This is a genomic window from Thiocapsa sp. UBA6158, from assembly GCF_002423035.1.
GTDB lineage: Bacteria > Pseudomonadota > Gammaproteobacteria > Chromatiales > Chromatiaceae > Thiocapsa.
The window spans coordinates 1-14,704 of record NZ_DIUM01000117.1; the positions used below are offsets into that span (position 1 = coordinate 1).

The window sequence follows — 14,704 nt, forward strand, 5'->3', positions numbered from 1 at the left end:
CTAGACGCGCTTTAGGATATGAAAAGAAAAATTTTCTAAAACGCGTCACCTCCAAGGTTGTGAGTGGCTATCGAGGCAAACCCAGACCGATAAGCGCGCATAGCATGCTTGACGCGTTTTAGAGGCGTACACTTGAACTTATGCGCTCGCCCGGAGCGGCGATGCGCGACACATCCGGAGTCGACCTCGCACGATGTCGAGATCCGAATGCCCCGGCCCCACCTGGTTCCCTAGAGGCGAGGGAGGGGCGGCGTCTATGGAGCCATCACTCATGTGCGATACCTGCGGCTGCAATATCACCCCCGGCAACGAACATCTGGTCCGGGCGGACGGCAAGCACGCCAAGACCGCCGACGGCCGTGCGGCGGTGACCGTGCTTCAAGCCCTGCTCTCCGAGAACGATCACGAGGCGGCCCATAATCGGGAGCATTTCGATCGTCATCAGGTGCTGGCGTTGAATCTCATGTCCTCGCCCGGTGCCGGCAAGACGAGCCTGTTGGAGCGGACCATCGACGCCCTTGCCGGTCAGGTGCGGATTGCCGTCATCGAGGGCGATCTCGAGACCGAGAACGACGCCGAGCGCATTCGCGCCAAGGGTGTCCCGGCCGTGCAGATCTCCACCGGCAGCGCTTGCCATCTGGACGCGCACATGGTGCACGACGCGCTGCATCGGCTGGATCTCAACGAGGTCGACATCCTCTTTATCGAGAATGTCGGCAACTTGGTCTGCCCCGCCAGCTTCGATCTCGGGCAGCACCGCAACGTCACGCTCCTATCGGTACCCGAGGGCGACGACAAGCCGGCGAAATACCCGGTTATGTTCCGCGCGGCCGACCTGGTGCTCTGCACCAAATCGGATCTGCTCACGGTCCTGCCCGAGTTCTCGGTGGAGCGCGCGGAGCACCATCTGCGCCGGCTTGCGAGCGTGGTGCCGTTCGAGCCGGTCTCCACACGCGGCGAGGGCGACATCGAGCCGTGGCTCCATTGGTTGAGCGATGAGCTGGCGGCTCAGCGGTCGCGACTTGAGCTCGGGCGCACCATTCGCCCCTCCGTCCAACCTGATGGGGCTCGGCTGCATGGTCATGCGGCGGACGGACACACGCCTGATCATCACGGTCATGGCCACACGCATCATCATGACCCTGAGCCCAGCCATGCACACCATCACCACACGCACGCTCACAAGCCGTGCTGAGCCTATTGCGACGCCTTGCCATTGGGTGTAATTAGTGGCCGGGTTGCCGTCGACAGACGGCAACCCGAGAAGATTTCCGGATGCGCGACACGAGAGAAATCACACCAACCCTGGAGGAACGCCCGATGCCCATCAAACCGATCAGGACCCTGTCCGCTGTTTCACTCGCCGCACTGGCCGCGCTGACCGTCTATGCCCCGGTCAGCCAAGCCTTCAATTTCGGCAACATGATGAATCCGAGCCGCTGGATGGGCGGCGACCGTTACGACGACTACGACGACGGCTATTACGGCGGTCCAGGCTTCGGTTATCCCTACGGCGGTTACGCGCCAGGTTACGGCGCGCCGGGATATGGGGCACCCGGTTACGCTGTACCTGCCCCGGGCTATGGCGCACCCGGATACCCGGTCGCACCCGCAGCCGTCCCCGGAGTCGCGCCTGCTCCGGCGGCCCAGACGCCTGCCGCAAGTGCGGCACCCGTCGACAGCGCCGAGGTTCAAGCGCTCAAGCGGCGGGTCGAGGAGCTCGAGGCTGCACAACAGCAGCAGCGGTCCGCTCCACCGCCGGGACCCGCAGGTGATTGGCCGTCCGCACCGGCCTTCCGCCCGATGAACCAATACTGACGCATCGGCGATTCGACGCCTTGTCGGTCATCACCCCGCCATCCGGCGGGGTTTTGCCGCTCGCACGGGATGCGGTGTCGATCCGCGATCGGCGCTGCGAGACGGACCATCAAGAGGAATTCAGAAGCATGATCACACTCAAGCGCGGCCTAGCCGGACTGCTGTTGGCGGGCGGACTCCTGTCCCAAGCCGCCTTCGGCGGCGGTTACGCCGTCTACACCAGTGACTCCGAGTTCGCAGATGTGCTCGAAGGGCTCAAGATGTCGATCCAAGAGCGCGGCATGTACATCAACAACGTGATGAACATGGGCGAGATGCTCGAGCGCACCGGCAAGGATCTCGGCACGGATACGCCGCTCTACGCGCAAGCCGAGTCCATCGAGTTCTGCAGTGCCGTGCTCTCGCGCGAGATGAGCACCGAAAACCCGGCCCATGTGGTGAATTGTCCCTTCATCATCGCCGTCTACACACTGCCCGAGGAGACCGGGACGACCTATGTCGCCCACCGCGAGATCCCGGCCGACCAAGTCGAATCCAGCCCGGCGATGGCCAAGGTCGCGGACATGCTCAAGGGGATCTCGGAGGCCGCCGTCTCCTGGTAGATGGTAGGATGACGGCCGTCGGATCGACTGCCGGAACGCACGCCCTGGACATCATCCTCCGTTATTTCCCTCGCGCCCTCCATGTCCTGCGCACGGAGGGCGTCGCCGTCCTGCTGCGCAAGCTCAAGCGCCGCCTCGGCACCACGCCGCTGCGTGTGGCCGACCCGCCGCGTCTGCTCGCGCTCGCCGAGCCCTTCGCGCCGGTCGACCTGACGCCGCACGGGGCGCCGCTGGTCTCGGTGGTGATCCCGGTCCACAACCAATTCAGCTACACACACCACTGTCTCGTCGCGCTGGCTCGGGTGGGCGCCGAACGGCCCTTCGAGACGATCGTCGTCGACGACTGCTCGGGCGACGGGACCACCGAGCGACTCACGCGCTACCCCGGTCTGCGTCTGATCCGCAACCCCGAGAATCTGGGGTTCGTCGGATCTTGCAATCGCGGGGCCGAGGCGGCGCAGGGTGCCTATCTAGTCTTTCTGAACAACGACACCCAGGTCCAGCCCGGCTGGCTGGATGCGCTGATCGACACCTTCGAGGACGCGCCCGACGCCGGGATCGTCGGCAGCCGCCTCCTCTATCCGGACGGCCGCCAGCAGGAGGCCGGGGCCATCCTCTTTGCCGACGGCACGGCCTGGAACTACGGCCACCTGGACGCCCCGGACAAGCCCCAATACAGCTATCGACGCGCCGTCGACTATTGCTCGGGCGCGGCACTCGCCATCGAGACCGCGCTCTTCAGGCGTCTCGGTGGCTTCGACAGCGCCTTTGCACCCGCCTATTACGAGGATGCCGATCTGGCCTTCCGGGTGCGTGCAGCCGGACGTGCGGTCTACTACCAGCCGCTGTCCCGCGTCGTGCATTTCGAGGGGATCAGCGCCGGGCGCGACGAGCAAACCCAGACGGGTTTGAAGCGCTATCAGCGGATCAATGCCGAGACCTTCCGAACGCGCTGGGCCGAGGTCTTGGCCGGCTTCGGCGAGCGCGGGGAGGATCTGGAACGGGCGAAGGAGCGCGGGGTGCGGCGCCGCGTCCTCGTGGTCGACAACTACATGGTCACCCCGGATCGCGAGTCCGGCTCGGTGCGGATGCTCAACCTGTTGCGCATCCTGCAAGGGCTCGGCTTCAAGGTGACCTTCGCGGCGGCGAATCTGGAGGCACCCGAGCCCTATGTCGCCGACCTGCAGCGCATCGGTGTGGAGGTGCTCTACCGGCCCTACGTGCGCCGCATCCGCGACCATCTGTCCAGTCACGGGACCGACTACGCACTGGTGATCCTGAGCCGTGCCGATGCTGCGGCGGCCACACTCGACGCGGCCCGGACCCATTGCACCAGGGCACGCATCGTCTTCGATACGGTCGATCTGCACTTCCTGCGCGAGCGGCGACTCGCGCAGCTGCAGGGCGATCGCGCGACCCTTCGTGTCGCCGAGCGTCGCAAGGCGCAGGAGCTCGGACTTATGCGTCGGGCCGATCTGACCTTCGTGGTCAGCGAGGCCGAGCGCGACATCCTGGCCGTGGAGGCACCGGATGTCCGAGTCCATGTCGTCTCCAACATCCACCGGGTCCTCGGCTCGACCAAGCCGTACGATGCGCGGAGCGGGATCCTCTTCATCGGCGCATTCGCACACCCCCCGAACACCGACGCCGTCCTCTTTCTCTGTCACGAGATCCTACCCTTGCTGCGCGAGAGCGTCCCGGACATCCGGCTCAGCGTCATCGGCGCAGATCCGCCGCGCGAGGTCCTCGCCTGCGCCGGGCCGCATATCGAGATCCTTGGCCACGTCCCCGACGTAGAGCCCTTCTTCGCCGGGTGCCGTGTCTCGGTTGCGCCACTGCGCTACGGCGCAGGCGTGAAGGGCAAGATCAACCAGAGCCTCGCCCACGGTCTGCCCGTGGTTGCGACCCGCGTCGCCGCGGAGGGCATGCATCTGGTCGACGGTGAATCGGTCCTGATCGCGGACGATGCGCCCGCTTTCGCCGAGGCGATCGCGCGGCTCGATCGGGATCCGCTGCTCTGGCAGCGTCTCTCCGACGGAGGCATCCGGGTGATGGAGACCCATTTCGGCTTCGCTGCGGCCGAACAGGCGCTGCGAGTGGCGCTCGACCTGCAGGTGAGTGCATGAGCACGGCCGCATCGCTCCCCGCCGTCGGCGTGATCGTCGTCAACTACAACGCAGGCGATCTGCTGAGCGCGTGTGTCGGGGCGGTGCTCGGATCGAACGTACCGGTCGAGGTCGTCGTGAGCGACAACGGGTCGGACGACGGGAGCCTCGCGCATCTGCGCGCGACGTTCGGAGCGGATCCGCGACTGAGCATCCTCGAGAACCGGGCCAATCTGGGTTTCGCCGCGGCCAACAACCGCGCCTTGCCGCTGGTCCGGGCCGATCGCCTGCTGTTCCTGAACCCGGACTGTCTGGTCGGTCCGGATACCCTAGCTCGGATGCTCGCCTTCATGGACACCCGCCCGGATGTCGGCATGGCCGGCTGCATCGTGCGCAACCCGGACGGGAGCGAGCAGGTGGCCAGCCGCCGCGCGATTCCGGACCCCTGGATCGCGCTCAAACGCATCCTGCGGATCGATCGGCTCCTGCCCAATCGCGGAGGACGCCGTCTGAACCTCCATCATGAGCCCCTGCCGGTCGAGCCGGTCGAGGTCGAGGCGATCTCGGGCTCCTTCATGTTGGTGAGCCGGCGCGCGCTCGACGCGGTCGGGGCGCTCGACGAGGGGTATTTCCTGCACTGCGAGGATCTCGACTGGTTCGTGCGTTTTCGGCAGGCCGGTTGGGCGATCGCGCTCGTCCCCGATGTCAGCGTCATCCATTACAAAGGGGCATGCAGCCGACGTAGCCCACTCGAGGTCGAGCGACACAAACATCGCGGGATGGAGCGCTTTTATCGCAAATTCCAGGCTCGGGGGTATCCGATGCTCTTCAATGGGTTGGTCATCTTCGGCATCCGTGCCCATTATTGGGTCCGGGTCCTCGTCGACACCCTGAGCCGGATGGTCGGTCGACCGAGACCGGGGAAGGCGGACTGATCATGGACCCGGACTCAAGCACACCGCTCGGATCGATCCTGGTCACCGGAGCGACCGGCAAGGTGGGCCGACGACTGGTCGCGGAGCTGCTGCAGACCGGTCACCGGGTGGCGATCGTGACGCGATCCTCGGATGCGGCGCGGACACTCTGGCCGGGGCCGGGTCCGGAGATCCGCGCCGCAGACCTGACCGACCCGTCGAGCCTGACCTCGGTCTGCGACGGCATCGACACACTGTTCCACTTGGCGAGCTACTCGCCACGTCCGGACGAGCCGGACATCTACGAGGCCCCGTCCCACTGGCCGGTGACGGCCGAGGGCACCGCGAACCTGATGGCCCGGGTCGCACAGTCCGGGATTCGGCGAGTCGTCTATCTGAGCAGCATCAAGGCGATGGGCGATCGGGCCGGTGCGCTGGGCCGACCTGCCGACGAATCGGTTGCCCCGGCGCCGGACAGTCTCTACGGTCGCGCCAAGCTGGCCGCCGAGCGCAGTGTCCTGGAGCTTGGACGCGCGACCGGCCGACACACCGCGGTTTTGCGGCTTCCGATGGTCTACGGGCTCGGGGACAGCGGCAACATCGCCCGCATGGTCAAGGCAGTCGCCGCGGGGCGCTTCCCGCCCTGGCCTCGGATCGAGAATCACCGCGCCGCGATCCATGTCGAGGACGCCGTCGCCGCCGCGATCCTGGTGGCCGGCCGGCCCGCGACGGCCGGCGAGGTCTACCTGGTCACCGACGGTCGAGGCTATTCCACCCGTTGGCTTTACGAGCAGAGCCTCATCGCACTCGGTCGACCCGTCCCGCGCTGGGCCATCCCGCTCCCGGCCCTGCGCCTCGCCGCCGGCATCGGCACGCTCGGCGAGCGTCTGAGCCGGCGGCGCATGCCGCTGACGCTCGACGGGCTCGGCAAGCTCACAGGGGACGCCTGGTTCTCCTCGGACAAGCTGGAGCGCACTCTGGGCTTCCGGCCTCGACTGACGCTGGACACGGAGATCCCTCGCTTGGTCGGGACTATGCGCCATCCTACAGCGCGACCTTGAGCACCGGAATCTGCAGCTTCGCCAACTCAGCGCGCACGGTCGCCGAGAACTCGGGTCGTTGAAGATGGCATCGAACAGCCGCGCGACGATGTCGATGGTCATGTCATCGAGTGGTCGAGACCATATCGTCATAGGCAAGGCACGAATCTGTTGAAGCGCTTTGCCGTGCCGCGGATCGATGTTTACGGATCTCAGGGCCGGCATCTGCTCAAAAGCGGACTCGGCACTCTGACGGCGGCAAAGCCTCAAGCGCTGTGCAGGGTCGACCTGACGGCATGTATAGGGCAGGTCCGTAAACAGTTATCCCCACCCGGGATCGTGGCTTATTCCACTGTCACGGATTTTGCGAGGTTACGAGGCTGATCCACATCGGTCCCCTTGAGCACGGCGACGTGATACGCCAGCAGTTGAAGGGGGATGGTGAAGATGATGGGATCGATCAGGTCGTCCGTCTCGGGAAGACGGATGACGGTCACGCCTTCCTCTTCGACCATGGGGACATGCAGGTCGGCGAAGACATAGAGCTGGCCGCCGCGAGCGCGGACCTCTTCGAGATTGGATTTGAGCTTTTCCAGCAGGGCGTTGTTGGGCGCGACGGCGACCACGGGCATCTGCTCGTCGATCAGGGCAAGGGGTCCGTGCTTGAGCTCGCCCGCGGGGTATGCCTCGGCGTGGATGTAGGAGATCTCCTTGAGCTTGAGCGCGCCTTCCATGGCGATCGGATATTGCTCGCCGCGTCCGAGGAAGAGTGTGTGCTGCTTGTCGACGAAGACCTCGGCAAGGGCGGCGATCCGGTCGTCGAGATCCAGCACCGCCTCGACCTTGCCGGGGAGCGCGCGAAGCAAGGCGACCACATGAGCCTCGGCGCTATCGCTCAGCGCATTTTCGTGGCCGAGCGCCACGGTCATCAGCAACAAGGCGACCAGTTGGGTGGTGAACGCCTTGGTGGAGGCGACACCGATCTCAGGGCCGGCATGGGTCAAGAGCACCAGGTCCGACTCGCGGACCAGGGAGCTCTCGGGGACATTGCAGATGGCGAGCGTCGCCGCATAGCCCGAGGCCTTCGCCAGGCGCAGCGCCGCGAGCGTATCGGCCGTCTCGCCGGATTGCGACAGGGTCACGAACAAGGCGTCGGCCGGCACCACCTGCTTGCGATAGCGGTACTCGCTCGCGACCTCGACGGTGCAGGGCAGGCCAGCGAGGGCCTCGATCCAATAGCGTGCGACCAGCGCGGCATGGAAGCTGGTGCCGCAGGCGACCAGGGTGACCGCCTTGACCCGAGCGAAGATCTCCGGGGCCAGATTGCCGAAGCTCTCGGGCAGGACGCGCGTGCCGACCAAGCGACCTTCGAGCGTGTCGGCGATCGCACGCGGCTGCTCGAAGATCTCCTTGAGCATGAAATGGCGATACTCGCCGCGCTCGGCGGCATCGGCCGAGACCGCCGAGGTCTTCACCGGCCGCACGACGAGGTTGCCGTCGCGGTCCCAGATGCGAACGGATTCGCGCATCAGCTCGGCGATGTCGCCCTCTTCGAGGAAGATGAATCGATGGGTTACGGGCAACAGGGCAAAGACATCGGAGGCAATGAAGTGCTCGCCGAACCCGACCCCGATGACCAGCGGACTGCCCTGGCGAGCCGCGACCAGATGCTCCGGATCCTGCGCATCGATCACGCCGAGGGCATAGGCGCCGCGTAGGCGTGTCGTCGCCAGACGTACGGCATCAAGCAGGGTATGGCCGGCCTCGAGCTGGTCGAAGACGGCGTGGACGACGACCTCGGTATCGGTTTCGGACGTGAAGCGGTGGCCCGCGGCGGTCTGCTCGCGACGCAGCTCTTCGTGATTCTCGATGATCCCGTTGTGCACGACCAGGCAGCGGTCGCGACAGACATGGGGATGGGCATTGCGGGTCGCAGGCTCGCCATGGGTCGCCCAGCGCGTATGCGCGATGCCCAGCGTGCCGGGCAACGGCCGCTCGGCGACCGCCTCGGCCAAGCGCGCGACCTTCCCGAGTGTGCGGGCGCGGTTGAGACGGCAGGGTGCCTCGAGGACTGCGATCCCGGCGGAGTCATAGCCCCGATATTCAAGACGCCTCAGCCCTTCCAGCAGAATGGCCGAGACTGGACGTTGGGCGATCGCACCGACGATACCGCACATGACTTATCCCTCGTGTGTCTTAAACCGCGCCCAGCACGGTATGCGATGTTTTGGGAAGGGGTCGGCCCCGGCAGACGTGATGACCGTTGGAGTCGGCGCGGTTTAGACCGAGCCGCCCGATCAGGAGACCGGTCGCTTCCGAGGCCGCGCCCATCCCGGAATCGTCCTTTGCGGGGCGCGCGTCAGCGTGAGCTGGTTCGGCGGGGTGTCGCGCGCAATCACGGAACCGGCGCCGATGGTCGCCCCGCCGCCGACCCGCACGGGCGCGACCAGCGCAGTGTTCGATCCGATAAAGGCCCCGTCTTCGATCCGGGTGACCGACTTGTTCGCGCCGTCGTAGTTGCAGGTGATGGTGCCCGCGCCGACGTTTACGCCGGCGCCGATCTCGGCGTCGCCCAGATAGGTCAGATGGTTGGCCTTGCTGCCGACGCCGAGACTGGTCTTTTTGATCTCCACGAAATTGCCGACATGGGTGTGGTCGGCAAGTCGGGTGTCGGGACGCAGCCGCGCGAAGGGACCGATCCGCGCGTGGGCTCCGACCGCAGCACCCTCGATCACCGAGTTGGCCAGAATGTGGGTATCCGGGCCGATGCTGCAGTCCTTCAGGAGACAGTTGGGGCCGATGCGCACCCCGGTCGCAAGCCTGACCTCGCCCTCGAACACACAATTGATGTCGATGCCGACATCCGGCTCGGCATGGAGAACGCCGCGCAGATCGAACCGCGACGGATCCGCCAAGGTCACGCCCGAGCGCATGAGGTCTTCGGCGGCATGGCGCTGATAGTCGCGCTCGAGGGCTGCAAGCTGAACCCGATCGTTGACGCCGGCGACCTCCGCGAGTCGTCCGGGCCGGGTGGATGCGACCGCCACGCCCTCGGCCGCGGCGAGCGCGGTCACGTCGGTGAGATAGTACTCACCCTGAACATTGTCGTTGTCGATGCGGGCGAGCCAGCCGTCGAGCCTCGATCGGTCGGCGAGCAGAATGCCTGTGTTGATCTCGGTGACGGCGCGCTGTTCGGGCGTCGCGTCCTTTTCCTCGACGATCCCGACAACCCGGGCGCGGCTGTCGCGCAGAATACGGCCATAACCGGCTGGATCCGGGACATCCGCGGTCAGGATCCCGAGATCCGTTTCGGCCGCGACATGGAGCAGACGCCTCAAGGTCTCGGCAGTGATGAGCGGTACGTCGCCGTAGAGGATCAAGACACGATCCATGTCCGCAACCTGCGGCATGGCCTGAATGACGGCATGTCCGGTGCCCAGTTGCTCGGCCTGCTCGACCCAGCGGCATCCGGTATCGGCCAGCGCGGCGCGGACCTGTGCGCCGCCGTGACCGTAGACGGTGACGATGCGCTCGGCACCGATCGCCGCGGCGGTGTCCAGGACATGGGCAAGCAAGGGCTTGCCGGCCAAGGGATGAAGCACCTTCGGAAGGGCCGAGCGCATCCGCTTGCCGAGCCCCGCCGCCAAGATTACGACTCCAAGCCTCATCGTTTCGCCCTCTTCAAACGCCGGGTCAGTGCAGACCGCCACCGGGAAGCATTCCACCCCCGCCAAGGTCCGCCGTCAACTCCGCATGTGTCGGTTCGCGCACCTCCGCGATCTTGACATGGACGCGCAGGGTCTTGCCGGCGAGCGGATGGTTGCCGTCGAGGGTGAGCCTCCCGTCCTCGATCCGGGTAACGTGGAACTGGCGTGTTTCACCCGCTTCGTTCTCCATCTGCACCTCGGCACCGACGAACCTGAATTCGGTCGGCACGTTCTCCAAGATGTCGGTAAAGATCAGGTCGGGATCATGCGCGCCGAAGCCTTGATCCGGTTCCAGGACCAGCTCGACCGCATCGCCGGCGCAACGCCCGTCGACAGCCGCCCCCATGCCGCCGATCAGCTCGGTTTGACCGCCGTGAATATAGCTGACCGGGATATCGGTCTGCTCCAGGACATTGCCCTGCCCGTCTTCGATGCGGTAGGTCAGCGCGACAAGCTTGCCGGCACTGATGAGCTGATCTGGCATGATGGGGTTCGCCTCCGGGTCAGGATGGGCCGGCGGGGGCCCCCTTGCGGGTCGCCGGTGGGGCGTAGCGAACAAGGGAAGCAGGAAGAGGGTCGAGGCGATGCCTCGTCGAACGAACGGCCCGCTCGTGTCCGAGCGGGCCTATGGATGCGTAAACTCAAGGAGCGATCCGGACGGATCAGCCCTTCATCTTGCGGAGCTTCTCGATCGCTCGCAATTGTGCGATCGCCTCGGCCAGCTCGGCTTGCGCCTTGGCGTACTCGAACTGAGCGGTCTGACCGGCCAATGCCTCCTCGGCACGGCGCTTGGCATCGAGTGCCGCGGCCTCGTCGAGGTCGCGTGCACGGATCGCGGTGTCGGCCAGCACGGTCACGACATGCGGCTGGACCTCGAGCATGCCGCCGGAGACGTAGAAATGCTCCTGCTCGCCGTGCTCGTTCTCGACCCGCACATCGCCCGGCTTCAGACGGCTGATGAAAGCGGTATGCCGGGGCGCGATACCGACTTCGCCCAGCTGGGCGGTCGCGTACACCATAGTCGCCTGACCCGAATGAATCGCCCCTTCGGCGCTTACGATATCGACGTGAATTGTCATCGCCATAGTGCACCCCTGTTGAACCGCGCCCTGTTGTCACAAAGGACGTTATCGCGGAATCCGCCCGAGGCGGACTTCAATTGCGTTGTGCCGACGCGGTTCAAGAACAAAAAATAAAATCCTAAAACGCGGCTGCGCCGACATCTGTGTAGAAGTGCGCCGCCCGACCAAAGTCACGTTCAGCGCACGTCACACAGGCCGCGTTTTAGCTACCCATCTTCTCGGCCTTGGTCACCGCTTCCTCGATGCCGCCGACCATATAGAAGGCCTGCTCGGGCAGGTGATCGTAGTCGCCGTTCACGATTGCCTTGAAGTCCTTGATGGTGTCTTTGACGGACACGAACTTACCGGGCGAGCCGGTGAAGACCTCGGCCACGAAGAAGGGCTGCGAGAGGAAGCGCTGGATCTTGCGTGCACGCGACACGGCGAGCTTGTCGTCGTCGGAGAGCTCGTCCATGCCGAGGATGGCGATGATGTCCTTGAGCTCCTTGTAGCGCTGCAAGGTGCCCTGCACCGCACGCGCGGTCTGGTAGTGCTCCTGGCCGACCACGTTCGGGTCGAGGATTCGGCTGGTGGAGTCCAGTGGATCCACGGCCGGGTAGATGCCCAGCTCCGCGATCTGACGGGACAACACGAGGGTTGCGTCCAAATGCGCAAAGGTGGTCGCCGGCGACGGGTCGGTCAAGTCGTCCGCGGGGACATACACCGCCTGGAAGGAGGTGATGGAGCCGGTGCGCGTGGAGGTGATGCGTTCCTGCAGCGCGCCCATCTCGGAGGCCAGCGTCGGTTGGTAACCCACGGCGGACGGCATGCGACCCAAGAGCGCCGAGACCTCGGTTCCGGCCAGGGTGTAGCGGTAAATGTTGTCGACGAAGAGCAGCACATCGCGGCCCTCTTCGCGGAAGAACTCGGCCATCGTCAGACCGGTCAGCGCGACGCGAAGACGATTGCCGGGCGGCTCGTTCATCTGGCCGTAGACCAAGGCCACCTTGTCGAGAACGTTCGACTCCTTCATCTCGTGATAGAAGTCGTTGCCCTCGCGGGTACGCTCGCCGACGCCNNTGCCCACGCCGGCGCCGCCAAACAGACCAACCTTGCCGCCCTTGGCAATCGGCATGATGAGGTCGATGACCTTGATGCCTGTCTCGAGAATCTCGGTGGAGGTTGCCTGGTCTTCAAACGGCGGCGCGGCACGATGGATCGACCAGCGCTCCTCGGAGCCGACATCACCCAACTCGTCGATGGGATTGCCCAGCACGTCCATGATGCGTCCGAGCGTCTTCTGCCCGACCGGCACCTGAATCGGTGCACCGGTGGCAAGTGCGGGGATACCGCGCTGCAGACCATCAGTGGATCCCATGGCGATCGTGCGCACCACGCCGTCGCCGAGCTGTTGCTGAACCTCGAGGGTCAGTCCCGTCGACTCGATCTTGAGCGCCTCATAGACCTTAGGTATCTCGCCGCGCGGGAACTGAACGTCCACGACGGCCCCGATGATCTCCACCACGTTACCAGAGCTCATAGTCTTTTCCTCTTATGCCTTCCGGCCAATAGCGATTCTGTTTGTGTCCGAGCACTCGATGTCGGAGCGCAGGGCGCGAGCGACTGCGACGTATCGGGCGATTACACGGCGGCCGCGCCGCTCACGATCTCGGAGATCTCTTGGGTGATCGCAGCCTGTCGGGCCTTGTTGTAGATGAGCTGAAGCTCGCCGATCAGGTCGCCGGCATTGTCCGAGGCCGACTTCATCGCGACCATACGCGAGGCTTGCTCGCAGGCGCCGTTTTCGACCACCGCTTGGTAGACGAGCGACTCGATATAACGGGTCAACAGGGCATCGAGCACCGTGTGTGCATCGGGCTCGTAGATGTAATCCCAGTGATAGGGCATCGCGGACTGCTCTTCACCGATGATCGGCACCAATTGCCGGATCGTGGGACGCTGGGTCATGGTGTTGACGAACTCGTTGCTCGCGACATAGATGGCGTCGAGCTCCTTGGCCTCGAAGGCGTCCAACATGACCTTGACGGGTCCGATCAGGTCCTCGATGTGCGGCTTGTCGCCGAGATTCGTGACCTGTGCCTTGACGTCCCCGCCGAAGCGCTTGAAGAAGCCCAACGCCTTGGATCCGATGGTGCAAAATGAGGGCTCGGTTCCGGCCGCGCGCTTCTCTTTGATGTCGATGACGAGGCGACGAAAAAGATTGCTGTTCAATCCACCGCAAAGACCGCGGTCGGACGAGACAACGATATAGCCGACGCGCTTGTGCGGGCGCTCCAGCGCCATGAACGAATGGCGGTACTCGGGAGTCGCCCGCGCCAGATGGCTGATGACTTGGAGCATCTTCTCCGAATAGGGCTTCGATGCCGCCATCCGGTCCTGCGCCTTGCGCATCTTGGAAGCCGCCACCATCTGCATGGCGCCGGTGATCTTTTGCGTGCTCTTGATGCTCGCAATTTTGGTGCGGATTTCTTTGGCGCCTGCCATGTGTTAGCTCCCGGTCTCCAGCCCTCGGCCTCCGGCGGAGGCGGCAGGGTGGTGAAGGTTCGATACGTGTCAAAATGCACCACGCCAGCCGACATGGTCCCGGAAGGACCGTGTCGGCTGATGGCTGGCGGCTTCCCTACCAGGTGTTGTTGGCTTTGAACGCCTTGATGGCCTCGTGCATCGCGGTCTGGATTTCCGCGTTGTAATCGCCGGTTGTATCGATTTGCTCGATCAAGGCCGCCTGGGCTGACTTCATATAGCTCTGCATCGCCTGCTCGAAGTCGACGATCTTCTTCACATCGACGTCGTCGAGATAGCCTTCGTTGGCCGCAAAGAGCGACACCGCCATCTGACCGACACTCATGGGCGAGTACTGGAACTGCTTCATCAGCTCGGTGACGCGCTCGCCACGCTGCAATTGCTTGCGGGTGGCCTCGTCGAGGTCGGATGCGAACTGCGAGAAGGCCGCGAGCTCGCGATACTGGGCGAGCGCAAGACGGATACCGCCGCCGAGCTTCTTGATGATCTTCGTCTGGGCAGCGCCGCCGACACGCGATACCGACAAACCGGCATTGATGGCGGGGCGAATACCGGCGTTGAAGAGGTCGGTCTCGAGGAAGATCTGACCGTCCGTGATCGAGATCACGTTGGTCGGAACGAAGGCGGAGACGTCGCCGGCCTGGGTCTCGATGATCGGCAGAGCCGTCAGGGAACCGGTCTTGCCTTTTACGGCTCCGCCGGTGGCCTGCTCCACATAGTGTGCGTTCACGCGCGCGGCGCGCTCGAGCAAACGGGAGTGGAGATAAAAGACGTCGCCGGGATAGGCCTCGCGGCCCGGAGGACGACGCAGCAACAGCGAAACTTGGCGGTAGGCCCACGCCTGCTTGGTCAAATCATCGTAGACGATCAGCGCGTCTTCACCCTTGTCGCGGAAGTACTCGCCCATGGTGCA

The 14,704-nt window shown here is 64.9% G+C and carries 12 protein-coding genes and 1 pseudogene; 6 read left to right on the top strand and 7 right to left on the bottom strand.

What is annotated here, in order from left to right:
- Positions 1 to 271: 271 nt before the first annotated feature.
- From hypB to B4N44_RS15995, 6 genes are all read left to right on the top strand, one after another.
- A complete protein-coding gene (hypB, locus tag B4N44_RS15970; protein ID WP_296702864.1) occupies positions 272 to 1,195 on the top strand; it encodes a hydrogenase nickel incorporation protein HypB in 924 nt (307 codons plus the stop codon).
- A gap of 125 nt (positions 1,196 to 1,320) precedes the next feature.
- Positions 1,321 to 1,818, top strand: a complete 498-nt coding sequence (locus tag B4N44_RS15975; protein ID WP_296702868.1) for a hypothetical protein — start codon at positions 1,321 to 1,323, stop codon at positions 1,816 to 1,818.
- Between the two features lie 128 nt (positions 1,819 to 1,946).
- Positions 1,947 to 2,420 carry a DUF302 domain-containing protein gene (locus B4N44_RS15980; protein ID WP_296702873.1) on the top strand — a complete coding sequence of 158 codons (474 nt, stop codon included), beginning with the start codon at positions 1,947 to 1,949 and terminating at the stop codon, positions 2,418 to 2,420.
- Between the two features lie 8 nt (positions 2,421 to 2,428).
- Positions 2,429 to 4,546 (top strand): glycosyltransferase, encoded by a 2,118-nt coding sequence (locus tag B4N44_RS15985; protein WP_296702875.1) that lies wholly within the window; start codon positions 2,429 to 2,431, stop codon positions 4,544 to 4,546.
- Positions 4,543 to 5,460, top strand: a complete 918-nt coding sequence (locus B4N44_RS15990; protein ID WP_296702878.1) for a glycosyltransferase family 2 protein — start codon at positions 4,543 to 4,545, stop codon at positions 5,458 to 5,460. Before B4N44_RS15985 ends, B4N44_RS15990 begins: the two co-directional genes overlap by 4 nt.
- A gap of 2 nt (positions 5,461 to 5,462) precedes the next feature.
- On the top strand, positions 5,463 to 6,500 hold the full coding sequence (locus tag B4N44_RS15995) for an NAD-dependent epimerase/dehydratase family protein (RefSeq protein ID WP_296702880.1): 1,038 nt from the start codon (positions 5,463 to 5,465) through the stop codon (positions 6,498 to 6,500).
- Positions 6,501 to 6,823: 323 nt separating this feature from the next.
- On the opposite strand, the gene glmS is transcribed toward B4N44_RS15995, so the two are convergent.
- The 7 genes and pseudogenes from glmS to B4N44_RS16030 form a co-directional block, all read right to left on the bottom strand.
- The gene (glmS, locus tag B4N44_RS16000) at positions 6,824 to 8,656 is read right to left on the bottom strand and encodes a glutamine--fructose-6-phosphate transaminase (isomerizing) (RefSeq protein ID WP_296702883.1); all 1,833 of its coding nucleotides are present in this window, start codon (positions 8,654 to 8,656) and stop codon (positions 6,824 to 6,826) included.
- 120 nt (positions 8,657 to 8,776) lie between these two features.
- Entirely contained in the window at positions 8,777 to 10,147 is a 1,371-nt protein-coding gene (gene glmU / locus B4N44_RS16005; RefSeq protein WP_296702886.1) for a bifunctional UDP-N-acetylglucosamine diphosphorylase/glucosamine-1-phosphate N-acetyltransferase GlmU, read from the bottom strand.
- 25 nt (positions 10,148 to 10,172) lie between these two features.
- The gene (locus B4N44_RS16010; protein WP_296702888.1) at positions 10,173 to 10,670 is read right to left on the bottom strand and encodes an FKBP-type peptidyl-prolyl cis-trans isomerase; all 498 of its coding nucleotides are present in this window, start codon (positions 10,668 to 10,670) and stop codon (positions 10,173 to 10,175) included.
- Positions 10,671 to 10,848: 178 nt separating this feature from the next.
- Complete coding sequence (locus B4N44_RS16015; protein ID WP_120796468.1) at positions 10,849 to 11,271, bottom strand: F0F1 ATP synthase subunit epsilon; 423 nt, start codon at positions 11,269 to 11,271, stop codon at positions 10,849 to 10,851.
- Between the two features lie 199 nt (positions 11,272 to 11,470).
- Positions 11,471 to 12,787: a F0F1 ATP synthase subunit beta gene (atpD, locus tag B4N44_RS16020; protein ID WP_296702894.1), complete on the bottom strand. Its 1,317-nt coding sequence runs from the start codon at positions 12,785 to 12,787 to the stop codon at positions 11,471 to 11,473.
- Positions 12,788 to 12,888: 101 nt separating this feature from the next.
- Positions 12,889 to 13,752 (bottom strand): F0F1 ATP synthase subunit gamma, encoded by an 864-nt coding sequence (atpG, locus tag B4N44_RS16025; RefSeq protein ID WP_296702896.1) that lies wholly within the window; start codon positions 13,750 to 13,752, stop codon positions 12,889 to 12,891.
- A gap of 136 nt (positions 13,753 to 13,888) precedes the next feature.
- Positions 13,889 to 14,704, bottom strand: a pseudogene (locus B4N44_RS16030) (F0F1 ATP synthase subunit alpha); the annotation flags it as partial.

Excerpts from the sequence above, each read along its gene's own strand:
- hypB (WP_296702864.1), top strand. The coding sequence starts at position 272 with ATGTGCGATACCTGCGGCTGCAATATCACCCCCGGCAACGAACATCTG.
- B4N44_RS15975 (WP_296702868.1), top strand. The coding sequence starts at position 1,321 with ATGCCCATCAAACCGATCAGGACCCTGTCCGCTGTTTCACTCGCCGCA.
- B4N44_RS15980 (WP_296702873.1), top strand. The coding sequence starts at position 1,947 with ATGATCACACTCAAGCGCGGCCTAGCCGGACTGCTGTTGGCGGGCGGA.
- B4N44_RS15985 (WP_296702875.1), top strand. The coding sequence starts at position 2,429 with ATGACGGCCGTCGGATCGACTGCCGGAACGCACGCCCTGGACATCATC.
- B4N44_RS15990 (WP_296702878.1), top strand. The coding sequence starts at position 4,543 with ATGAGCACGGCCGCATCGCTCCCCGCCGTCGGCGTGATCGTCGTCAAC.
- B4N44_RS15995 (WP_296702880.1), top strand. The coding sequence starts at position 5,463 with ATGGACCCGGACTCAAGCACACCGCTCGGATCGATCCTGGTCACCGGA.
- glmS (WP_296702883.1), bottom strand. The coding sequence starts at position 8,656 with ATGTGCGGTATCGTCGGTGCGATCGCCCAACGTCCAGTCTCGGCCATT.
- glmU (WP_296702886.1), bottom strand. The coding sequence starts at position 10,147 with ATGAGGCTTGGAGTCGTAATCTTGGCGGCGGGGCTCGGCAAGCGGATG.
- B4N44_RS16010 (WP_296702888.1), bottom strand. The coding sequence starts at position 10,670 with ATGCCAGATCAGCTCATCAGTGCCGGCAAGCTTGTCGCGCTGACCTAC.
- B4N44_RS16015 (WP_120796468.1), bottom strand. The coding sequence starts at position 11,271 with ATGGCGATGACAATTCACGTCGATATCGTAAGCGCCGAAGGGGCGATT.
- atpG (WP_296702896.1), bottom strand. The coding sequence starts at position 13,752 with ATGGCAGGCGCCAAAGAAATCCGCACCAAAATTGCGAGCATCAAGAGC.